Genomic DNA, 20,464 nt, shown 5'->3' with positions numbered 1-20,464 from the left:
GGGTCCGGCTCACGCCAGGGCGGCCTCCGGGGCGGCGTCCGGGATCGACTCGGCGCCGGTGTCGGGCAGGGCGAGGGTGCAGAGCAGGCTCACGACCGACAGCCCTGCGAGCAGCAGCCCGATCGCGAAGCTCGAGGCGAACGTGGCCACGAGGGCGGTCGCGATCAGCGGGACGACGCCGCCGCCGAGGACACCGGCGAGGTTGTAGGCCATGCCGGCCCCGGTGTAGCGGTAGCGCGTCGGGAAGAGCTCGGGCAGCTGGGCACCCTGCGGCCCGTACGCGAACCCGACGACGCCGAGCACCACCGACAGGCCGAGCCCGAACGACCAGCCGGTGCCGATGTCGAGGATCGGGAACGCGACGATCCCGCCGGCGACGGCGAGCGAGTTCCCGATGATGATCATCCGTCGGCGCCCGACCCGGTCGGAGAGGATCGCCCCGGCGATGGTCGTCGCCGCGAAGACGAGCCCGCCGACGATGCCCATCGCGAGCACGGTGGTGCGCGGCAGCTCCAGCTGCTGGGTGCCGTAGGTCGTCAGGTAGGTGACGCCGATGTAGAAGAACGCGAACACCGCCATCGTGGAGCCGGCGCCGAGCAGGACCTCCTTGGTCTGGGTCCGCAGGACCGCGGCCACGGGCATCGTCGTGTCGACCACGCCCGCCTTGCGGTGCGACGAGAAGGCCGCGGTCTCGGTGATCGCGAGGCGGACGTAGAGACCGACCGCGACCAGGAGGACGCTCGCGATGAACGGGACCCGCCAGCCCCAGGCGAGGAACGCCTCGTTCGACATCGTCAGTGCCGTCGCCAGGAACGTCGCGCTGGCCAGGGCGAACGCGAGCGACGGACCGAGCTGGGGGAACAGCGCGAACTTGCCGCGCGCCTTCGCCGGGGAGTTCTCCGCGGTGAGCAGCGTGGCGCCGGCCCACTCGCCGCCGACGGCGAGGCCCTGCAGGACGCGCAGGAGCACGAGGATGATCGGGGCGGCGACGCCGATCGCCCCGGTGGTGGGCAGCAGGCCGATGGCCAGCGTCGAGAGCCCCATGAGCAGCAGCGTCGTGACGAGCGTGCGCTTGCGTCCGAGCCGGTCGCCGAAGTGGCCGAACAGCACGGAGCCGAAGGGCCGGGCGACGAACGCGACGCCGAACGTGGCCAGGGCCAGCGCCGTGCCCGCCGCGGCGCCGAGCGACGGGAAGAAGACCTTGTTGAACACGAGGGCGGCGGCGGTGCCGTAGATGAAGAAGTCGTAGAACTCGATCACGGTGCCGGTCATGCTCGCGATCGCGATCCGGCGCATCGGTGGTGGCGAGCCGCTCACGGGACCTCCTGAACGTTCGTACGGGTACGCCCAGTGTCCGTTCGATCACCTTTGCGGTCTGTATCACACACGACAGACGGATGACCGGTTTCGTGCTGCCCCGGCCGGGTGGCGCAGTGTGCTCGCGCAGACGGCCGGTGCCGGCCGTAGGCTCGCCGCGGCGTCCACCGGGGGACGTCCGGGGACGGAGTCGAGATGACGATCCTGGTGGCGGTCACCGACGACGATCCGGGCGCGGCGGCCCTCGAGGTCGCGCTGGCCGAGGGCGACCGCCGCCGCACCCAGGTCGTCGCACTCAACCTGCGGGCGGGCCCCCTCGCCGTGCCCGACGGCGCGCGCGCCACCGTCGTCGACCGCGTGGTCGGCGTGGAGGACGGCGACGCCGTGCTCGAGCGCCTGGAGGCCGACGCCGATGTCGACCTGCTCGTCATCGGCGTGCGGCGCCGCAGCCCGGTGGGCAAGGCGTTCCTCGGCGACGTCGCGCAGCGGCTGCTGCTCGAGGCGCCGGTGCCCGTGCTCGCGGTGAAGGACCGTCTCTAGGAGCGCGCCCCGGCGTGGTGGATGTCGCCGACCAGCGCGGCGAGCACGTCGTCGAGGGTGACGACCCGATCCGTGCCCACGAGCGCCAGGTGCGCCCCGCTGCGCCGCATCCGGGTGAGCGCGTCCGCGAGCGGGGTGTCGGGGGCGAACGTGGCCAGCGGCCGCACGATCCCCGTCGGCGGCGGCGCGTCCCGGGGCGGGGCGGGCGGGCCGAGCAGGTCCTTGACGTGGACGTAGCCGTGCCAGCCGTGCTCGTCGCGCAGCGGTAGCCGCGAGAAGCCCCGCGCCCGCGCGACCGCCTCCAGCTCGGCGACGGTCGCGTCCGGCCGGGCGGTGACGACATCGTCGACCGCCACGAGGTCCAGGGTGGCGTCGGAGAACCCCAGCGCGCCGTGCACGAGGGCCGCCTCGTCGCGGTCGAGCAGCCCGTGGTCGCGCGACTGCTCCACCAGCGCGGCGACCTCGTCACGGCTGAACGCGCTCGCCATCTCGTCGCGGGGCTCGACCCGCACCGCCCGCAGCGTCAGGTTGGCGATGCCGTTGAGCACCCAGAGGAAGGGCCGCAGCACGGTCACGATCCCCACCAGCGGCGGGGTGAGCACCAGCGCCGCACGGTCCGGGACGGCGAGCGCGATGTTCTTCGGGACCATCTCGCCGACCGTGACGTGCAGGAACACGACGATCAGCAGCGCGATCGCGAACGCCACGGGGTGCACGGCGGCCTCGGGCAGGCCGAGCGCGGCGAAGACCGGCTCGATCGCCGCGGCGACCGCGGGCTCGCCGAGGGCACCGAGGCCCAGCGAGCAGATCGTGATGCCGAGCTGCGCGCCCGCCATCATCAGCGACACGTTCTCCATGGCGCGCACGGTGACCCGCGCGGCCCACGAGGTCGTGGTGCGCGGCTCGAGGGACGCGCGGCGCGCCGAGATCAGGGCGAACTCGGCGCCGACGAAGAAGGCGTTGACCGCCAGCAGGACGACGGCGGTGGCGATGCCGGCTCCGACGCTCACGCGGCCACCTCCAGGCGCACCGCCACGACCCGCCACCGGTCGACCGACTCGACGGTGAGTCGGACCTCCCGCTCGACGACCTCGCCGAGATCCTCGCCCGGCCGCGTCGCGGTGACGGTGACGGTGTCGCCCGCCGCCGGCACGCGCCCCAGGTGCTCGGCGAGCAGGCCGGCGAGCGTGTCGTACTCGGGCGACGTGGGCAGCGTCCAGCCGATCAGCGTCGAGGCCTCGTCCGGGCGCAGGCGGCCGGCGGCGCGCCACGTGGTGTCGTCGAGGCGCCGGCCGGGCGGGGTGCCCGGGTCGTGCTCGTCGCGGACCTCGCCGACGAGCTCCTCCACGAGGTCCTCGAGGGTGACGAGCCCGGCGACGTCGCCGTACTCGTCGACGACGAGCGCGAGCTGGACGTCGCCGGCGCGCAGCTGGGTCAGCAGGCGGTCGAGGTCGAGGGTCTCGGGGATGGCGCCGACGGGGCGGGCGAGGTCGCCGACGGGGGTCGCGTGGTCGACGCCGAGCGCGTCGCGGACCTGGACGACGCCGGGGTGGCCGTCGCCCAGCACCGGGAACCGCGACCGGCCCGTGGCGGCGGAGCGCTCGAGCAGCGTCGCGACGGTGTCGGTCGGCGCGAGGGTCACCATCGCGCCGCGCGGGGTCATGACGTCCGCGGCGTGGCGCTCGGTGAACGCGAGCGTGCGCTGGACCAGCGTCGCCGTCTCCCCGGAGAGCGTGCCCTGGTCGGCCGAGCGGCGGACCAGCGAGAACAGCTCCTCCGCGGACCGGGCCGAGGCGAGCTCCTCGGTCGGCTCGACGCCGACGGCGCGCACGAGCACGTTGGACGTCGAGTTCAGCAGCGCCACCAGCGGGCGCGTGACCGTGGTGAACGCGCGCATCACGCCCTGCACGGCGCGGGAGGTGCCGCGGGGCGCGCTGATGGCGAGGTTCTTGGGCACGAGCTCGCCGAAGATCATCGTGACGGCCGTCGAGAGGACGAGCGCGACGATCAGCGAGACCGCCGACGCGCCGTCCGCGGACAGCCCGAGCGACTGCAGGGGCTCGGCCAGCACGGCCGCGATCGCGGGCTCGGCGAGGAAGCCGATCGCGAGGTTCGTGACCGTGATGCCGAGCTGGGCGGCGGAGAGCTGGGTCGAGAGCGAGCGCAGCGCCGACAGCACCCCGCGGGACCGGCGGTCGTGCTCGGCCTCCCGCTCGATCGCGGCGCGGTCGACGCCGACGAAGGCGAACTCGGCGGCGACGAAGACGCCGCAGGCGACGACGAGGACCGCCGCCGCGAGGATCAGGAGCAGTTCGGTCACGGGCGGACCGGACGGCGGGTCATGGGCTCCCCAGGGTCGAGGCGGACATCCGGCACAACGGACACGCCGTCGGCGGAGTTCCCCGGGGTGACCCGGGGTGACCCGGCTCGCGCGGGACGCGCGGCTACTGGCTGGTATCCCTCGCCACGCGAGCGATACCAGCCAGTAGCCACCGGGCGGCCGACCCCGATCGGCCGCCCGGGTCGGCGAGGGGCACGTCCGGCAGGCCCGAGGGGGGTCGCGGGCGGCGGGAGGTGCCCCTCGCCGGGATCAGGTGCCCTGCGTGGTGTCGGTGCTCTGGCTCGTGGACGCGCCGGGCGGGGTCCCGCCGGGGCCGCCGGCGCCGCCGTCGGGCGGGCCGCCGAGCGGGCCGACGAGCATCGAGATGCCCATGCCGACGAGGAACGCGACGATCGCGATCACGGACGCGACCCACAGGGAGACCTGGCGGCGGGTCGTCGCGACGGGACCGGGCGGGGCCGGTGCCGCGGTCGTCGTCGTCGCGGACACCATCGTCGGGGCGTCGGCGTCGCGGTGGACGGTGTAGCCGTCGGGTCGGGCCGGGGGAGCGGGGCGGGGCGTCGGCGTGGGGTCGGTTGCTGCGGTCATGACGTGAAGCGTCGGCCCCGGCGCTGTCCGGGCGGTGTGGTCGACCTGTGGCCGTGCTGTGATCCACGATCGGGCGATGCGCACCGCGGCTCTCCGCCTCACCGTCGCCGGCGCCGCGGTGGTGGGCGTGGCCTACGGGATGGGCCGCTACGCGTTCGGCCTGACGCTGCCCTCGCTGCGCGCGGACCCGTCGCTGTCGGCGGACGGTCTCGACGACGCCGTGCTCGGGCTCATCGCCTCCGGGTCGTTCGCGGGCTACCTCGCCGGCCTGCTCCTCGCGCCCGTCCTCGGCCGGCGGTGCGGTCGGCGCGCGCCGACGACGGTCGGGAGCGCGTGCGGGCTCGTCGGCGGGCTGCTCGCCGCCGGGGCCTGGTCGCCGCTCGTCCTGGCGGTCGGCGTGGTGCTCGCCGGCAGCGCCGCGGGCTGGGTGTGGGCGGCGTACTCCGACCTCGCCGCCGTGGTCGTCGACGCGCCGGCGCGCCCCCGGACGCTCGCGGTCATCAGCACCGGGACGAGTGCGGGCCTCGTGGTGTCGGGGATCGTCGGGCTGGGGGCGATCGGCGTCCCCGGCTGGCGCCTGCTGTGGGTGGCGATCGGGCTGGCCTCCGCCCTCACGGGCCTGCTCAACCTCCGCTGGACGCCCCGGGTGCCGCCCGACCCGGTCGGGCGGGCCGGGCGCCTCGCACTGCGCGGGCTCGCGGTGCCGGTCGCGTACTCGATCGCCTTCCACGTCGGCGTCACGACCTTCTTCACCTGGGCGGCCGACATGCTGCGCCGTGCCGCCCTCGCGCCGGGCTGGGCGCCGGTGCTCTACGCGCTGGTCGGGGTGGTCGGTCTCGTCGGGCTGGGCATCGGCGGGTGGTGCGCGCGCTTCGGCACCGTCCGCGTCGCGGCGGCCTGCCTGCTCTTCCTCGGTGCCTCGCTCGTCGTGCTCGGCACGGGCGCGGGCTCGGGGATCGTCGCCCTCGTGGCCGCCGCGATCTACGCGCCCGGGATCATGGGCGGGGCCGCGGTCCTCGCGGTGTGGACCGCCGAGATCGCCCCGGACCGCTCCGGCGAGGCGCTGACGGTCGTGGTCGCGGTGGGGGCGACCGCCGCGGTGATCGCGCCGGCCGTGGTGGGCCTGCTGCTGGGCGTCATCAGCCTCACGGCCGTCCTCGTCGGGCTCGCGGTACTCCTCGTGATCACCGCGGTCCTGATCCTCACACCTCGAACCGGTACCCCCGCCCCGCCTCCGTGACGAGGTGGCGCGGCCGCGACGGGTCGGGCTCGAGCTTGCGGCGCAGGTGGGCGAGGTAGACGCGCAGGTAGTGGCCCTCGGTGCCGTACGCCGGCCCCCAGACCTCGCGGAGGAGCTGCTGCTGGGTGACGAGCATCCCGGGATGGCGGGCCAGGTGTTCGAGGACGCCCCACTCGGTGGGGGACAGGTGCACCTCGGCGCCGTCGCGCACGACCTTCTTCGCGACGAGGTCGACGGTGAAGCTCGCGGTCTCGACCACCGGCGTGCCGTCCGGGGTGACCACCGCCCCGCGACGGACCGCGGCGCGCAGGCGGGCGAGCAGCTCGGGGACGCCGAAGGGCTTGGTGACGTAGTCGTCGGCGCCGGCGTCGAGAGCGGCGATCTTGTCCGCCGAGTCGGTGCGCGCCGACAGCACGATCACCGGGACCGCCGTCCACCCGCGCAGGCCCTCGAGGACCTCGAGGCCCGGCATGTCGGGCAGCCCGAGGTCGAGGATGACGACGTCGGGCGGCGGGTGCTCGGCGGCGGCGCGCAGGGCCGCGGACCCGTCGGCGGCGAGCACGACGTGGTGGCCGTGCGCGGTGAGGTTGATCCGCAGGGTGCGGCGCAGATGGGGGTCGTCGTCGACGACGAGGACGCGGCTCACGGACCTCACCCCACCGCCGGGTCCAGCGGGGGCGCGACGCGGTGCTCCTCCGCCCCGAGGGGGGCCGCCGGCAGCGAGAGGACCATGGTCAGCCCGCCGCCGGGGGTGTCCTCGGCGTCGAGCCGCCCGCCCATCGCCTCGGTGAACCCGCGCGCGACGTGCAGGCCGAGCCCGACGCCGGTCGCCGCCCGCCGGTCGCCGAGGCGCTGGAACGGCCCGAACAGGCGGTCGCGCTCCTTGCGGGGCACGCCCGGGCCGGTGTCGACGACGCGCAGCTCCACGCGGTCGCGGTGGGCGCTTCCCCGGACCGCGACCGGCCCCGCGCCGCCGTGCCGCACGGCGTTGTCGACCAGGTTCGCGACCACCCGCTCCGCGAGCCCGGTGTCGGCGAGGACGGCGGGCAGGTCCTCGGCGACGTCGACGGTCACCCGCGTCGCGTCGACGTGGCCGCCCCCGAGCGTCGCGGCGACGACCTCGTCGAGCCCCACCGGCGCGACGATCGGACTCACGGCCCCCGTGGCCAGGCGCGAGGAGTCGAGCAGGTTGTCGACGAGGCCGGTCAGGCGGTCGGCGGACTCCTCGACGGTCGCGAGCAGTTCCTGGCGATCCCCGGTGGACATGCGCAGCGTCGGGTCGCGCAGGCTCCCCGCGGCCGCCTTGATCGCGGTGAGCGGCGTCCGCAGGTCGTGCCCCACGGCCGAGAGCAGGGCGGTGCGCAGCCCGGCCGCGTCGGCCCGACGCTGGGCGTCGGTCGCCTCGGCCGCCATGCGCCGGTTGCGCAGGGCGAGCAGCGCCTGCCCGCTGACGGTGGCGAACAGCGCGCTCTCGCTCGCGGTCAGCGTGCGGCCGGTCGCGACGAGGTGGACGCCCTCGTCGATCTCGACGTCGGCGTCCGCGTCGGCGGGCCTGGCGCACGGGGCCTCGCCGGTGCAGGCGGTGACATCCCAGGTGGGTCCGCGCCGTTCGAGCAGCGCCACGGAGGTGAGCCCGAACGCCTCGCGTACCCGCTCGAGCAACTTGGGCAGGGGATCGGACCGCGCGAGCACGACCCGGGCGAACGACGCGAGCAGCGTCGCCTCGGTGCGCGCCTGGGCGGCCTGCACCGCGCGGCGGTCGGCCCGGTCGACGACGGCCGCGACGAGAACGGCCACGATCACCATCGCGACGATCGCGAAGGCGTTCTCGGGCTGCGCGACCGTGAGGGTGTACAGCGGCGGGGTCAGGAAGACGTTGAGCAGCAGGCCGCCGCCGACGGCCGCGAGCAGTGCCGGCGCGAGCCCACCGATCATCGCGGTGACGACGGTGGTGAGGAAGAACAGGACCACGTCGGTGGACAGGTCCACCGATTCGCGCAGCAGCACCCCGACCACGGTCGCGAGCACCGGGAGCAGGACCGCCGCCGGCCAGCCCCACGCCTGCCGGCGGGCCGGGAGCGACCACCCCGGACGCTTCGCGGCCGCGCCGGCCTCCGCGTGGCTGACGAGGTGGACGTCGATCGTGCCGGATTCCGCGATGGTCCGGGCGCCGATCCCCGGGTCGACCAGCCGCGCCCAGCGCGAGCGCCGGGACGTCCCGAGCACCAGCTGGGTGGCGTTGGCGGCGCGCGCGAACTCCAGCAGCGCGGCGGGCACGTCGTCGCCGACCACGGAGTGGAACGAGGCGCCGACGTCCTCGGCGAGGCGCCGGAGACCGGGACCGTCGCGTCGCGGGCCGGTGGTGGCCAGGCCGTCGCTGCGCAGGATGTGCACGCACAGCAGGTCCGCCGAGCCGGCGCGCCGGGCGATCCGGGCCGCCCGGCGGATCACGGTGGCGCTCTCGGGGCCGCCGGTCACCGCGACGACCACCCGCTCCCGCGCCTCCCACACCTCGGAGATGGCCTCCTCGCTGCGGTAGCGCTGGAGGGCGACGTCGACCTGGTCGGCGACCCAGAGCAGGGCCAGCTCGCGCAGCGCGATGAGGTTGCCGGTGCGGAAGTAGTTGGCCAGAGACGCGTCGATCTTCTCGGGCGCGTAGATGTTGCCGTGGGCCATGCGTCGTCGCAGGGCCTCGGGGGTGATGTCGACCAGCTCGATCTGGTCGGCCGCGCGCACCACCGCGTCCGGGATCGTCTCGCGCTGGCGGACGCCGGTGATCCGCTCGACGACGTCGCCGAGCGACTCGAGGTGCTGCACGTTCACCGTCGAGATCACGTCGATCCCCGCGGCGAGCAGCTCCTCGACGTCTCCGAAGCGCTTGGCGTGGCGCGCGCCGGGTGCGCAGGAGTGCGCCAGCTCGTCGACCACGCACACCTCCGGCGCGCGGGCGAGCACGGCGTCGACGTCGAGCTCGCCGAGCTCGGCGCCGCGGTGCTCGTAGGTCTTCCGGGCGAGCACCTCGAGGCCCGCCAGGAGGTCCGCGGTCCGCGGGCGCCGGTGCGTCTCCACCAGCCCGACGACGACGTCGGTGCCCCGGTCGAGGCGCCGGTGCGCCTCGTTCAGGGCGGCGTAGGTCTTCCCGACGCCCGGCGCCGCACCGAGGTGGATGCGCAGCTCACCCCGGCGCGGCACACCAGGTTCGGACACCTCCTCATCCTGCACCGGAGCGCCTCACCGGATCCCGGGCACGACCGTGGCGAGCGAGGCGTCGAGCTCCTGGACGTTCACCCGCGGCTCGCCCAGCACGCCGAACGTCCGGCCGTCGGTGGCCGCGGCGACCAGCGCGCGGACCCGGTCCTCGCCGAGACCCGTGACGCGGGCGACCCGCGGCACCTGCAGGGCCGCGTAGGCCGGGCTGATCTGCGGGTCGAGCCCGGACGCCGACGCCGTGAGGGCGTCGGGCGGGATCACGGCCGGGTCGACGCCCTCGCGCGCGGCGATCGCGGCGCGACGGTCCGCGACAGCGGTCGCGAGGTCCTCCGAGGACGGGCCCAGGTTCGAGCCGCCGGAAGTCGTCGCGTCGGCCGGCCCGAGGCCGGCGACCGCGTCGTCGGGGGCCGAGGCCGTCGGCCGCGGGTGGAACCAGGGGTCGGCGGCCGGGTTCGCGGGGACGGGGTCGATGCCGATGAGGCTCGAGCCCCCGATCCCCGGCATCACCGAGCCCTCGGCGTTCGCGTGCAGGCCCGGGAGGCGGGACACGCCCCAGACGACGGCGGGGTAGACGACGCCGAGCAGCAGGGTCAGCACCAGCAGCACCCGGACCGCGGCGGCGAGCTGGCGGCGCAGCTGGCCCGTGGTGACGGGCGACTCGCGGGTGGCGGTCGGCTCGGAGTCGATGACGGTGGACATGGTTCAGCCGATCCCCGGGATGAGCCGGACGAGGAGGTCGATGGCGGCGATGCCGACGAAGGGCACGGCGATGCCGCCGAGCCCGTAGACGAGCAGGTTGCGGCGCAGCAGCCGGTCGGCCGAGGACGGGCGGAACCGCACGCCGCGCAGCGCCAGCGGGATCAGCGCGACGATCACGAGCGCGTTGAAGACGACCGCCGAGAGGATCGCGGACCGCGGCGTCGCCAGCGCCATGACGTTGAGCGCGCCGAGCTGCGGGAAGATCGCCAGGAACATCGCCGGCAGGATCGCGAAGTACTTCGCGAGGTCGTTGGCCAGCGAGAACGTGGTCAGCGCCCCGCGCGTGATCAACATCTGCTTGCCGACCTCGACGACCCCGATGAGCTTGGTGGGGTCGGAGTCGAGGTCGACCATGTTGCCGGCCTCCTTGGCCGCCGCGGTCCCCGAGTTCATGGCGACGCCGACGTCGGCCTGCGCGAGCGCGGGCGCGTCGTTGGTGCCGTCGCCGGTCATGGCGACCATCCGCCCGCCGGCCTGCTCGCGGCGGATGAGCGCGAGCTTGTCCTCCGGCGTCGCCTCGGCGAGGACGTCGTCGACGCCGGACTCCGCGGCGATCGCCCGCGCGGTCACGGGGTTGTCGCCGGTGATCATGACGGTCCGGATGCCCATCGCCCGCAGCTCCCCGAACCGCTCCGCGATCCCCGGCTTCACGACGTCCGAGAGCTCGACGACCCCCAGCGCACCCGTACGTGAGCAGTTGGCGCCCTTATCGGGGCGCCAACTGCTCACATGGGAGGCGACCACCAGCGGGGTGGCGCCTCGCTCGGCGATCTCGGTGCTGATCTCCTCGAGGCGGGCGCGGTCGGTGTCGGGGACGTCGGGGCCCAGCCAGGCCAGCACCGCCGACGTCGCGCCCTTGCGCAGCTCCCGGCCGTCGAGGTCGACCCCCGACATGCGGGTGGTCGCACTGAACGGCACGAACTCGGCGGCCGCCTCGCGTGCGCTCGCCTCGACCGCCAGCCCGTGCTCCTCGGCACACAGCGAGACGATCGAGCGCCCCTCGGGGGTCGTGTCGGCGAGGCTCGAGAGCCGGGCGGCCGCCGCGAGCTCGGCGCCGTCCACCCCGTCGAGCGCATGCAACGCCGTCGCGCGCCGGTTGCCGTAGGTGATCGTCCCGGTCTTGTCGAGCAGCAGCGTCGCCACGTCACCCGCCGCCTCGACCGCGCGACCGGACGTGGCGAGCACATTGCGCTGCACCAGCCGGTCCATGCCGGCGATCCCGATCGCCGAGAGCAGCGCGCCGATCGTGGTCGGGATGAGGCACACGAGCAGGGCGACCAGCACGACGAGCGACTGCGGCCCGCCCGAGTAGGCCGCCATCGGCTGCAGCGACACCACGGCCAGCAGGAACACGATCGTCAGCGCCGAGAGCAGGATCGTCAGCGCGATCTCGTTCGGTGTCTTCTGCCGCTGCGCACCCTCGACCAGCGCGATCATCCGGTCGACGAACGACTCCCCGGGCCTCGCGGTGATGCGCACGACGATCCGGTCGGAGAGCACCGTCGTGCCGCCGGTGACCGAGGACAGGTCCCCGCCCGACTCGCGCACCACCGGCGCCGACTCCCCGGTGATCGCCGACTCGTCGACGGTCGCGATGCCCTCGACGATCTCGCCGTCGCCGGGGATGACCTGCCCGGCCTCGACGACGACGCGGTCGTCGATCGCCAGGTCGGTGGCCGGGACGCTCGACCCGTCCTCGCGGCGGGCCACCGTGTCCGTCCGCGTCGCCCGCAGCGCGTCGGCCTGAGCGCGGCCACGGCCCTCGGCGACGGCCTCGGCGAGGTTCGAGAAGACGACGGTGAACCACAGCCAGACCGCGATGAGCCAGGCGAACACGCTCGGGTCGACGATCGCCGCCACGGTGACGACGAGCGACCCGACCCACACCACGAACATGACCGGGTTGCGGACCTGGTGGCGCGGGTCGAGCTTGCGCAGCGCGGTCGGCAGCGACTCGAGCAGCTGCGCGGGCCGGAACGCGCCGGCGCCGATGGGACGCGTGGTGGTCCGGGGGCGGTCGAGGACGGCGGTCATGCGAGTCCCTCCGCGAGGGGGCTCAGGGCGAGGGCGGGGAGGAAGGTGATCGCCGCGACCAGCACGATCGTGCCGGCGACGAGCACTGAGAACAGGGGCGTGCCGGTCGAGAGCGTTCCGGGCCCCGGCGACACCCGTGGCTGCCGCGCGAGCAGCCCGGCCAGGGCGAGGACGGCGACGATCGGCAGGAAGCGGCCGAGCAGCATCGCGACGCCCAGCGTGGTCTGGAAGAAGTTGCTCGTGACCGTCAGCCCGCCGAAGGCCGAGCCGTTGTTGTTGGCCGCCGAGGCGTAGGCGTACAGCACCTCGCTCAGACCGTGTGGCCCGGAGTTGGTCATCGCCTCCGCGGTCGACGGCAGCGCGATCGCGAGCCCGGTCCCGAGCAGCACGAGCGCCGGCATCGTCAGCACCACGACCACCGCACAGGTCACCTCGCGGCGCCCGAGACGCTTGCCGAGGTACTCGGGGGTCCGCCCGACCATCAGCCCGGCGAGGAACACCGCGACGACCGCGATGATCAGGATCGAGTAGAGGCCGGTGCCGACTCCGCCGGGGGTCATCTCCGAGAACAGCATGGTGAGCATCGCCCCGCCGCCACCGAACGCCGAGAAGCTGTCGTGCAGCGAGTTCACCGCGCCGGTCGAGGTCCCCGTGGTCGAGGTCGCGAAGAGCGCCGACGCCGGGATGCCGAAGCGGACCTCCTTGCCCTCGAGGTTCGCCCCGGCGAACGCAGCGCTGCGGGCCTCGGCCGTCCAGGTCACCGCGAGCATCGCGCCCCACAGCCCGGCCATGACGGCCAGCAGCGAGACCCCCTGCCGCGTCGACCCCACGAGACGCCCGAACGTCCGCGTCAGCGACACCGGGATCACGAGCAGCAGGAAGATCTCGAGGATGTCCGAGACGGGGTTCGGGTTCTCGAACGGGTGCGCCGAGTTGGCGTTGACGATGCCCCCGCCGTTGGTGCCCAGCTCCTTGATCGACTCCTGGGACGCCGCCGGGGCGAGGGCGATCGTCGACGGACGTCCGTCGGCGCCGATCACGTCCACGCCCGACCGCAGGCTCATCACGACACCGGTGGCGACGAGCGCGACCGCGGCGACGGCGGCGATCGGCAGCAGGACGCGGGTGCACCCGCGGACGATGTCGACCCACGCGTTGCCGAGCCGGTCGGTGCGCGCGCGGACGAACCCGCGCACCAGCGCCACCGCGACCGCCATGCCGACGGCCGCCGAGGCGAAGTTCTGCACGGTCAGACCGACCATCTGGACGGCGTGGCCCATGGTGGTCTCGGGGACGTACGACTGCCAGTTCGTGTTGGTCACGAACGAGATCGCGGTGTTGAACGCGATCCCGGGGTCGACCGCACCCCGCTCGAAGGCGAACGGCAGGAACGACTGCAGCCGCTGGAGCAGGTAGAGCAGCACGATCCCCGCGAACGAGAACATGAGGATCGCGACGGCGTAGGTGCTCGCCCGCTGCTCGGAGCGTGGATCGACGCGCACCAGCCGGTAGAGGCCGCGCTCGAGGCGCCAGTCGCGCTCCTCGGTGTAGACGCGTGCCATCCAGTCCCCGAGCGGGCGCCAGGCGGCCGCCAGGAGGACGAGCAGGACGAGGACCTGCAGGACGCCGGCCATCAGAACTTCTCCGGACGGAACAGGGCGACGACGAGGTAGATCAGCAGGCCCAGCGCGATGACGGCTCCGGCGACGTTCGCGATCACAGCCGGTCCAGCCCGCGCACGGCGAGCAGGAGGACCGCGAAGCCCGCGATCACCACGCCCGCGGAGAGGAGGTCGAGCACCGGATCCCCTTCGGTCGAGGCACCGCCCCCACGGCGGCGCGCCGACCGCGAGACTCCGCTCGAGAGGCCCCGCCGAGGCCCGCGTTGACGGGTCGTTGACGCCGTGGCGCGCGGTTTTTCACGGCTCCGCAGCCGGATGTGACGCGGCATGCTGGAGGCGTGAGCGCACCCGAGGCGAAGCGGCTGGGGATCCTGCTGTTCGAGGGCGTGGAGGAGCTCGACGCCGTGGGCCCGTGGGAGGTCCTGTCCTGGTGGACGGCGAACTTCCCCGAGGACGGGTACGCGGCGACGACGTTCTCGCTCGACGGCGCCCCGGTGCGCTGCGCGAAGGGCATGACGATCGTCCCCGACCACTCGGCCGCCGACGTGGGCCCGCTCGAGGTGCTCCTGCACCCGGGCGGCCGGGGGACGCGCCCGCAGATGGTGGACCCCGAGCACCTGGAGCGGGTCCGGCAGTGGCGACGCGACGTCCCGCTGATGACCAGCGTCTGCACCGGCTCGCTCGTCTACGCCGCGGCCGGACTGCTCGCGGGGAAGCCCGCGACCAGCTACCGGAACGAGCTCGACACCCTCGCCGAGCTCGACCCGACGATCGAGGTCCGGCGCGACGACCGCTTCGTCGACGCCGGCGACGTCATCTCGAGCGCCGGCGTCTCGGCCGGCATCGACATGGCGTTCCACCTCATCGTGCGCCTCGTCGGGGTCGAGCGCGCCCGTCAGGTCCGCCGGGGCATCCAGTACGACCCCGAACCGCCGGTCTGAGCCAGCTCCCGCAGCACCGCCATCGCGTCGTCCCGGCGGTCCCACGGCACGAACAGGTGGTCGTGGTGGAAGCCCGCGACGGGATTCGTCCCGATCCCCGCGTCGGCGAGGGCCCGGGTGATCACGGCGAGGAAGCCGACGGCCTCGAGCGCCGAGGGCACCCGCAGGGTGATCCGGGCGCAGAGGAACTCCCCGGTGAGGCCGTGCGCGTCGGCGTCGGTGCAGGTCACCACCGCCGAGACGCCCTCGGCCTCACGGATCGTCGCGACCGGCACGAGCCCGTCCGGGAGCGCCGCGACGCTGACGAAGACGTGGCGCTCGGCGTGCAGCACGGGGTCCATGGCGGCCACGAGCCGGGTCGGGTCGGTGTCGCCGGGCATGCGTCGATCCTGACGTGACCGCGCGCACACGACCACGCGGACACCCGGCGACGCCGCGACGGGGAGGTCGAGCCGACCCCACGGGTGATGGTCGAGGCGGCACGCGACGCGCGGTAGAGCAAGATCGCTCCCGGTGCTCCTCTCGCCCCGATGTCGTGGGGTGGGAGGAGCACCGGGACGGATCACGGCCACCGACCTCGCCGCCACCGGAACAGCAGGGCGTGCAGGCCGAGGTTGAGGGGCGCCCCGCCGAGGAACGACAGCTCGTAGAAGGTGACGGCGACCGGGTCGTGGGCGAACGACCGCGTCGGCCCCCACCGGTCGAAGGCCGCACGGCCGAGGAGGGACCACGGCTGGCCGACGGCCTCGATGGGCATCGAGGCGAAGGCGGCGCCGAAGTTCACGCCCCCGCCGCTGCCCGGCGGGCCGAGCGCGAAGAGCACGGCCCAGACGGCGACCAGGACCGCCACGACCGCGGCGTGGGCGCGGACCAGGGACAGCCACGGATCGTCCGCGGCGGTGACGTCGGTGTCGGACATGACCGTCGAGGGTCGTGACCGCACCCGCGGTCCGGCACCGGCGGAACTACTCAGGTCCGCCGGCGCCGGACCGATCAGATCCTCTGGACGTCGACCAGGTCGGCGTAGACGATCACGTTCGACAGGTAGTTGCGGTTGGCGCGGTCGTAGTCCCCGCCGCAGGTGATGAGCCGCAGCTGGGAGTTGGGCGTGTCGTTGTAGACCTGGTCGGTCGGGAACGACGCCTTCGGGATCGTGTCGACCCGCGACACCTGGAACACGGCGCGCTGGCCGTCGGCGCGGTCGACGAGGATCTGGGCCCCGGCGACGACCTCGTTCAGCTTCGCGAAGATGCCCGGCTGACCGCCGCCGTTGACATGCCCGAGGATCACGGCCGGCCCGACCTCGCCCGGCGTCGGGCTCCCGTTGAACCAGGCCGCCTGCATCGGCTGGGACACCGGCGGCACCTCGAGGCTGCCGTCGGACTGCAGCCCGGTCGCCACCAGGTTCGAGTCCGCCGAGATCGACGGCACCGACACGTGCGTCGGCGTCGCGGCGGCCAGCGGTGCCGGCGAGTTCACGCTCGACGACGAGGACCCGGACGACGAGTTCATCCCGACGATCACGGCCAGCCCCACCAGGATCACCACGAGGGCGATCGAGATGTTGGTCATCGACGGACCGGAGGAGGTCTTCTCCTCGCGGTTCTTCTCCTCGGTGATCGTCATGCTCAGTTACCCGTGTCCACGCCGCCGGAGGGCACGTGGCGGACCTGCGTCGCGTAGATCGTGCCGACCGGCCGGGAGTCGTAGTAGTAGTGACCCGTCGACGGGTGGTAGTAGCAGACCGTCGAGTACGTCGGCGGCGTCGTGCCGGTCGTGACGCTGGTGGTCGACTGGCCGGTCGTCGAACTGGTCGTGCTCGTGGTCGTGCCAGTGGTGTCCGAGGACCCGGTGGTCGTGTCCGCCGCCGCACGGAGTCCCTGCGACTCCGACTCGCCCGAGGGCGTTATCGCGCTCGCGCCGCTGTCGGCGGGCGTCTCGACGGCTGATCCGCCCGCTCCGCCGGACGCCGGGTCGCTCGGCACCCCGGCACTCGGGTCGAGAGAAGCGGGGAGCGTGGTGATCCCGGTGGAGGGGAGCGTGGTGATCCCCGTGGAGGGGAGCGTGGTGATCCCCGTGGAGGGGAGCGTGGTGATCCCCGTGGAGGGGAGCGTGGTGATCCCGGTGGACGGGAGGGTCGTGATCCCGGTGGTGAGGGTGCTCGAGGAGTCGGTGCTGCTAGTGGTGCCGAGGTAGGTCGAGCTGTTGCCGGTGCTGGCGACCGTCACGCATGTGTCGCCCGTGTAGGACCACGCCGAGGCGCTACCGACGCCGAGCGATCCCATGAGTACCACTCCCGCGCCGAGCACGAGTGCCCGCTGCGCCAAGGTCTGTCCCGTCATGCCCTCTCTCCGTCCCACCCTGTGTGGACCTGGTCGCCGCCCCGCCGACGATCACGTGTCGCGACTCACCCGTCTGGCGTTACCCGGTCTCGTCTTCGTGACGAAAGCGTTACTCCAGGCCGCCGCAGCTGCTTCGACCGACGGTCGAATGCGAGAGCCCCTCGCCCGGGCGAGTACGGAGCGTCGTCAGGAGACCTCACCTGTACGCAGGGTCGGGCCGCACGTCCAGGCGTTGCGGTGTCCGCGCAAGAAGGGTGCGTCGACGTCGGCGAAGCCCGCGGTCGCGTGCCCCCGCGCCAGAGCGAGGTGTCCCGCGTCGGGCACGACGTCACGACGGACCCAGGTTCCACTGCCGGCCTGCGTGGAGATGAGGACGACGTAGTCACGAGTCAGGCGCGGATCGTTGAGCAGCCCAGAACTCGCGGTACCAGACCATCCGTTGTCGAGCTTGAAGAAGGTCGGACGGACGGTGTCGAACAGGAGGTCGCGGACCCCGCGGGTGTCGTTGCGCTGCCACAACTCGGCGAAGCGCGCATCGGCCAGCCCGGAGAGATCGACGAAGCGCAGCCGGCTCGTGAGGGCGGTGCCGCCGCCGTCGACCGCAGCGAGCGTGCCATCGCGAACTCCCAGGATGTCGGCGTAGGCGTTGATCCGCTCGCCGACGCTCGTGGCGACGAAACACATCGGCGCGGTCGGATTGCGACGGAAGCCGACGGCGTTGTCCAGCCACACGGAGCCGGAGGCGAGGACCGCGAGCGCGACGGCCAGCAGGGCGAGGACCCTGGCGCGCCGCGAGGTGCACCGGCCCATGACGTCTCCGAACGCGAGGACCCCGACGAACGCGCCGAGAGGCCACAGCGGCGTCGCGAACCGGAACTGCGCCATCCAGTCAGCAGCCAGCACCGCGTACACGACCAGCGTCAGGGTCAGCGGCACGAGCAGGACACCCACTGCGGTCCGCACCCGGGAGCGCTGCGTCAGGGCCAGGGCGACCGCGGCGACCGCGAGCACGACGGCGAGCCAGCCGGCGTAGCTGACCAGCTCCCCGGGCCGCGCGAGGTCGCCGGGCCCCGGGAGCTCCTGGCGCTTGGCTCGGGCGGTCGTCGGCAGCCAGTCGCCGAAGGTGACCAGGCGCCAGACGAGGTAGAGCCCGACCGGGACGAGCGCCGTGCTGACGGACCGGAGGCCCGGCGTCACGACCCGGCGCCACCCGCTCCCGGCGAGGAGCACGGCGACGACCGGGTACACGGCGAGGTAGATCAGCCCGTCGGGGCGGGTCAGGGCCGCGAGGCCGGCCAGCGCCCCGGCCGCCACCGCGACGCGCGAGGCCAGGAGCCTGCCCTCGACCGCGGCCCGCGCGACGGTCGCGCCGAGCGCCACGACCAGCAGCGCGTACAGCCCGTTCTCGAGACCGCTCGTCGTCCAGATCGCGAACGACGGCACGAGCGCCGTCACCGTGCCGGCGACGACGGTGAGCGCGACCGGACGGGCGGAGACGGTGCGAGCCAGGCCGTACAGGACCGCGAACATCGCGGCGGCGCAGGCCAGGGCGACGAGCTTCGGGAAGAGCACGAGGTCCGGGAGCCCGAACCAGGCGCCGTGGTCGAACAGCCCCAGCCAGTGGCCGACGACGAGGACCGCGAGCCAGAGCGGGTTCGAGAACCCCTCGACCGCCTCCGCACCGGGCTGCAGCACGGGGCCGGCGCCCGTCGCGATCGACCGGGCGTAGGCGAACGTGATGCCGGCGTCGTCCTCGATCCACGGCCCGTAGGAGGCGCTGTGCACCGCGAGCACGAGGGTCGGGATGCCGACCGCGGCGGCGAAGCCGCGGTCCCGGGGCGCGCCGCGCCGGTCCTCGGTCGGTGTCTCGGCGGCGGGGGTCTGCTCGCCGACCAGCTCGACGGTGCTCATGCCACCGGTGCCTCGACCGGGCGGCGCCGGCGGGGACGGTGGTCGCGCGCCCAGCGCAGGACCTGTTCGGCGCGCTCGGGCGGGAGGAAGGCGAGGTAGAGCGTCATCATCCCGAGGCCGAAGAACCCGACGGCCAGGGACACCTCGATCGAGAAGTGCAGCAGCACGCCGAGGGCGAGCACCCAGGGCCGGGCGGCCCGGTTCCAGACGAGGACGCCGATCGCGAGCTCCGCGGCGATCGTCCCGAGCGTCGCCAGCTGCGTGAGCAGGATCGAGTCGGTGACGAAGGACGGCACCGGGAGGCGTTCGAGGTCGCCGATGCGCATCGCGTACGACACCGCCGTGCCGTTGCGCCACAGGGTGCCGCCGGACTTCTCCCACACCGTGGAGAGGTAGATGACGCTGAGCTGGATCTGCGCGAGCCGCAGCGCCCACGGCGCGCGGCGGGGGAAGCTCCAGACGCCCCGGCGGTCGGCCAGCCACCGGTCGACCGAGACCGCCGAGCCGGCCGGCATCAGCAGGACGTAGAAGGAGATGACGCGCATCAGCCCGTCGCCGGCGTTGAACGCGAGCGGCGCCTGGCGGTTCACCGACACCATGACGACGAAGACGAGCAGCGCCGCCAGCCGCGTGCGGAACCCGACGGTCAGCGCCGCGGCGCCGAGGACGCCGAGCAGCCACAGGACCCAGATCAGCGGGGTGCCGCCGACCAGCGTCATCAGGGTCCAGGCGAGCGCGGGCCGCGGGCGGTCCGGGATCGCGGCGTCGGGGCCGAAGAACGGGGTGAGCACGGGGGCGAGCGAGAGCATCCAGGCCGTCGCGACGACCCCGAACACGATCCGGATCACCTCGACCGGCGCCGTCGACTGCGGCGTGAACCAGAAGCGCTCCCAGCCCGTCCGCAGGCGGGTCCAGGGGGCGGTCATCGCCCGCTCACCTGCATCGTCGAGAACGGGACTTCGGTCCACGGCCCCTCGTCCGGTCCCGGCCCCGGCGCCAGGTTCGGACGGGTCTGACGCAGCAGCGTCACCCGCATCGGCTGGTGTCCCGCCGCCCGGTCCTGGTCGGCGACCCAGCGGGAGAAGGTGGTGCGCTCCGCCTCGGCGGTCTTGTCGGTCCAGAGCTGCTCGCCGTACTTGCGCCAGCGGTAGTTCCAGTACTCCGAGATCCCGGCGGCCGACTCGAGCGGGTACTCGCCGACCGTGCCGTCGGTCCGCTCGACGCGGGCGACCACGTTGCTCGTCTCGAGCCGCGGGTTCGGGGCGAACACGCCCCACCGCTGGTCGAGCGCCGTGACGAGGATGAACGGGCGGGTCAGGCCGACGAGACCGCTCTTGATCGCCGAGTCCGGAGTGACGCTCGCCAGCACCGACAGCAGGATCGCCACGATCAGCACCGAGATCCCGAAGCGCTGCCACGGGCGGTACGAGGGGGCGTCGTCGGCGGGCGCGTCCGCGGCCGGGACCGGCTCGGGCGGAGCGTCGTCCGCCGGGACGTCGTCCGCCGGGACGTCCTGCGCGGGCTCCTCGCCGGTGCTCACCCCGGCAGGGTCCTCCACCCGCGGTGCCGCGGTGTCCGCGTCCCGGATCGTCACGATGGCCCCCGACCTCTCCACTCGAT

The 20,464-nt window shown here is 74.0% G+C and carries 20 protein-coding genes; 4 read left to right on the top strand and 16 right to left on the bottom strand.

Annotated elements, in window-relative coordinates; all coding sequences use genetic code 11:
• Nucleotides 1–9: 9 nt before the first annotated feature.
• A complete protein-coding gene (locus QSK03_RS08490) occupies nt 10–1,317 on the bottom strand; it encodes an MFS transporter (RefSeq protein ID WP_285650421.1) in 1,308 nt (435 codons plus the stop codon).
• A 195-nt stretch (nt 1,318–1,512) separates the two neighbouring features.
• Between QSK03_RS08490 and QSK03_RS08485 the strand changes: the two genes are divergently transcribed.
• The gene (locus tag QSK03_RS08485) at nt 1,513–1,857 is read left to right on the top strand and encodes a universal stress protein (protein WP_285650420.1); all 345 of its coding nucleotides are present in this window, start codon (nt 1,513–1,515) and stop codon (nt 1,855–1,857) included.
• On the opposite strand, the gene QSK03_RS08480 is transcribed toward QSK03_RS08485, so the two are convergent.
• The 3 genes from QSK03_RS08480 to QSK03_RS08470 form a co-directional block, all read right to left on the bottom strand.
• A complete protein-coding gene (locus QSK03_RS08480) occupies nt 1,854–2,867 on the bottom strand; it encodes a hemolysin family protein (protein ID WP_285650418.1) in 1,014 nt (337 codons plus the stop codon). The genes QSK03_RS08485 and QSK03_RS08480 overlap by 4 nt on opposite strands.
• The gene (locus tag QSK03_RS08475) at nt 2,864–4,177 is read right to left on the bottom strand and encodes a hemolysin family protein (RefSeq protein ID WP_285650416.1); all 1,314 of its coding nucleotides are present in this window, start codon (nt 4,175–4,177) and stop codon (nt 2,864–2,866) included. The genes QSK03_RS08480 and QSK03_RS08475 overlap by 4 nt, the downstream gene beginning before the upstream one ends.
• A gap of 270 nt (nt 4,178–4,447) precedes the next feature.
• Nucleotides 4,448–4,786 (bottom strand): hypothetical protein, encoded by a 339-nt coding sequence (locus QSK03_RS08470; protein ID WP_285650415.1) that lies wholly within the window; start codon nt 4,784–4,786, stop codon nt 4,448–4,450.
• Nucleotides 4,787–4,862: 76 nt separating this feature from the next.
• On the opposite strand from QSK03_RS08470, the gene QSK03_RS08465 reads away from it, so the two are divergent.
• Complete coding sequence (locus QSK03_RS08465; RefSeq protein ID WP_285650413.1) at nt 4,863–6,026, top strand: MFS transporter; 1,164 nt, start codon at nt 4,863–4,865, stop codon at nt 6,024–6,026.
• On the opposite strand, the gene QSK03_RS08460 is transcribed toward QSK03_RS08465, so the two are convergent.
• The 6 genes from QSK03_RS08460 to kdpF are packed head-to-tail and all read right to left on the bottom strand — an operon-like array spanning nt 5,989 to nt 13,749.
• Nucleotides 5,989–6,672 (bottom strand): response regulator, encoded by a 684-nt coding sequence (locus QSK03_RS08460; RefSeq protein WP_285650411.1) that lies wholly within the window; start codon nt 6,670–6,672, stop codon nt 5,989–5,991. The two genes, QSK03_RS08465 and QSK03_RS08460, sit on opposite strands and share 38 nt — an antisense overlap.
• A gap of 5 nt (nt 6,673–6,677) precedes the next feature.
• Nucleotides 6,678–9,233, bottom strand: coding sequence for a sensor histidine kinase (locus QSK03_RS08455; protein ID WP_285650404.1), 2,556 nt, complete (start codon nt 9,231–9,233; stop codon nt 6,678–6,680).
• 24 nt (nt 9,234–9,257) lie between these two features.
• The gene (locus QSK03_RS08450; protein WP_285650402.1) at nt 9,258–9,935 is read right to left on the bottom strand and encodes a potassium-transporting ATPase subunit C; all 678 of its coding nucleotides are present in this window, start codon (nt 9,933–9,935) and stop codon (nt 9,258–9,260) included.
• Between the two features lie 3 nt (nt 9,936–9,938).
• Entirely contained in the window at nt 9,939–12,029 is a 2,091-nt protein-coding gene (gene kdpB / locus QSK03_RS08445) for a potassium-transporting ATPase subunit KdpB (protein WP_285650400.1), read from the bottom strand.
• Nucleotides 12,026–13,663 carry a potassium-transporting ATPase subunit KdpA gene (gene kdpA / locus QSK03_RS08440; protein WP_285650398.1) on the bottom strand — a complete coding sequence of 546 codons (1,638 nt, stop codon included), beginning with the start codon at nt 13,661–13,663 and terminating at the stop codon, nt 12,026–12,028. Before kdpA ends, kdpB begins: the two co-directional genes overlap by 4 nt.
• On the bottom strand, nt 13,663–13,749 hold the full coding sequence (gene kdpF, locus QSK03_RS08435) for a K(+)-transporting ATPase subunit F (protein WP_285650908.1): 87 nt from the start codon (nt 13,747–13,749) through the stop codon (nt 13,663–13,665). The genes kdpA and kdpF overlap by 1 nt, the downstream gene beginning before the upstream one ends.
• A gap of 239 nt (nt 13,750–13,988) precedes the next feature.
• Here kdpF and QSK03_RS08430 point away from each other — a divergent pair, with 239 nt between their 5' ends.
• On the top strand, nt 13,989–14,591 hold the full coding sequence (locus QSK03_RS08430) for a DJ-1/PfpI family protein (RefSeq protein ID WP_285650395.1): 603 nt from the start codon (nt 13,989–13,991) through the stop codon (nt 14,589–14,591).
• On the opposite strand, the gene QSK03_RS08425 is transcribed toward QSK03_RS08430, so the two are convergent.
• From QSK03_RS08425 to QSK03_RS08415, 3 genes are all read right to left on the bottom strand, one after another.
• Complete coding sequence (locus tag QSK03_RS08425; protein ID WP_285650391.1) at nt 14,546–14,971, bottom strand: ACT domain-containing protein; 426 nt, start codon at nt 14,969–14,971, stop codon at nt 14,546–14,548. The two genes, QSK03_RS08430 and QSK03_RS08425, sit on opposite strands and share 46 nt — an antisense overlap.
• 182 nt (nt 14,972–15,153) lie before the next feature.
• The gene (locus QSK03_RS08420; RefSeq protein WP_285650388.1) at nt 15,154–15,510 is read right to left on the bottom strand and encodes a hypothetical protein; all 357 of its coding nucleotides are present in this window, start codon (nt 15,508–15,510) and stop codon (nt 15,154–15,156) included.
• 74 nt (nt 15,511–15,584) lie between these two features.
• Nucleotides 15,585–16,217, bottom strand: a complete 633-nt coding sequence (locus QSK03_RS08415; RefSeq protein WP_285650385.1) for a class F sortase — start codon at nt 16,215–16,217, stop codon at nt 15,585–15,587.
• 150 nt (nt 16,218–16,367) lie between these two features.
• On the opposite strand from QSK03_RS08415, the gene QSK03_RS08410 reads away from it, so the two are divergent.
• On the top strand, nt 16,368–16,787 hold the full coding sequence (locus tag QSK03_RS08410; protein WP_285650382.1) for a hypothetical protein: 420 nt from the start codon (nt 16,368–16,370) through the stop codon (nt 16,785–16,787).
• Nucleotides 16,788–17,119: 332 nt separating this feature from the next.
• Here QSK03_RS08410 and QSK03_RS08405 read toward each other — a convergent pair whose 3' ends face one another.
• The 3 genes from QSK03_RS08405 to QSK03_RS08395 are packed head-to-tail and all read right to left on the bottom strand — an operon-like array spanning nt 17,120 to nt 20,438.
• On the bottom strand, nt 17,120–18,844 hold the full coding sequence (locus QSK03_RS08405) for a hypothetical protein (RefSeq protein ID WP_285650379.1): 1,725 nt from the start codon (nt 18,842–18,844) through the stop codon (nt 17,120–17,122).
• Nucleotides 18,841–19,770: an HTTM domain-containing protein gene (locus tag QSK03_RS08400; RefSeq protein WP_285650377.1), complete on the bottom strand. Its 930-nt coding sequence runs from the start codon at nt 19,768–19,770 to the stop codon at nt 18,841–18,843. Before QSK03_RS08400 ends, QSK03_RS08405 begins: the two co-directional genes overlap by 4 nt.
• Nucleotides 19,767–20,438 (bottom strand): hypothetical protein, encoded by a 672-nt coding sequence (locus QSK03_RS08395; RefSeq protein ID WP_285650375.1) that lies wholly within the window; start codon nt 20,436–20,438, stop codon nt 19,767–19,769. The genes QSK03_RS08400 and QSK03_RS08395 overlap by 4 nt, the downstream gene beginning before the upstream one ends.
• Nucleotides 20,439–20,464 lie beyond the last annotated feature (26 nt).

This window comes from Actinomycetospora sp. NBRC 106375 (genome assembly GCF_030269665.1).
GTDB lineage: Bacteria > Actinomycetota > Actinomycetes > Mycobacteriales > Pseudonocardiaceae > Actinomycetospora.
Note: the sequence above shows the minus strand (reverse complement) of the source record. Positions and strands in the feature narration are given on the sequence as shown.

Coding starts and splice junctions, on each gene's coding strand:
- QSK03_RS08420 (WP_285650388.1), bottom strand. CDS start 15,510: ATGTCCGACACCGACGTCACCGCCGCGGACGATCCGTGGCTGTCCCTG.
- kdpA (WP_285650398.1), bottom strand. CDS start 13,663: ATGGCCGGCGTCCTGCAGGTCCTCGTCCTGCTCGTCCTCCTGGCGGCC.
- QSK03_RS08450 (WP_285650402.1), bottom strand. CDS start 9,935: ATGTCCACCGTCATCGACTCCGAGCCGACCGCCACCCGCGAGTCGCCC.
- QSK03_RS08425 (WP_285650391.1), bottom strand. CDS start 14,971: ATGCCCGGCGACACCGACCCGACCCGGCTCGTGGCCGCCATGGACCCC.
- QSK03_RS08400 (WP_285650377.1), bottom strand. CDS start 19,770: ATGACCGCCCCCTGGACCCGCCTGCGGACGGGCTGGGAGCGCTTCTGG.
- QSK03_RS08485 (WP_285650420.1), top strand. CDS start 1,513: ATGACGATCCTGGTGGCGGTCACCGACGACGATCCGGGCGCGGCGGCC.
- QSK03_RS08465 (WP_285650413.1), top strand. CDS start 4,863: ATGCGCACCGCGGCTCTCCGCCTCACCGTCGCCGGCGCCGCGGTGGTG.
- QSK03_RS08415 (WP_285650385.1), bottom strand. CDS start 16,217: ATGACGATCACCGAGGAGAAGAACCGCGAGGAGAAGACCTCCTCCGGT.
- kdpB (WP_285650400.1), bottom strand. CDS start 12,029: ATGACCGCCGTCCTCGACCGCCCCCGGACCACCACGCGTCCCATCGGC.
- QSK03_RS08405 (WP_285650379.1), bottom strand. CDS start 18,844: ATGAGCACCGTCGAGCTGGTCGGCGAGCAGACCCCCGCCGCCGAGACA.
- QSK03_RS08470 (WP_285650415.1), bottom strand. CDS start 4,786: ATGACCGCAGCAACCGACCCCACGCCGACGCCCCGCCCCGCTCCCCCG.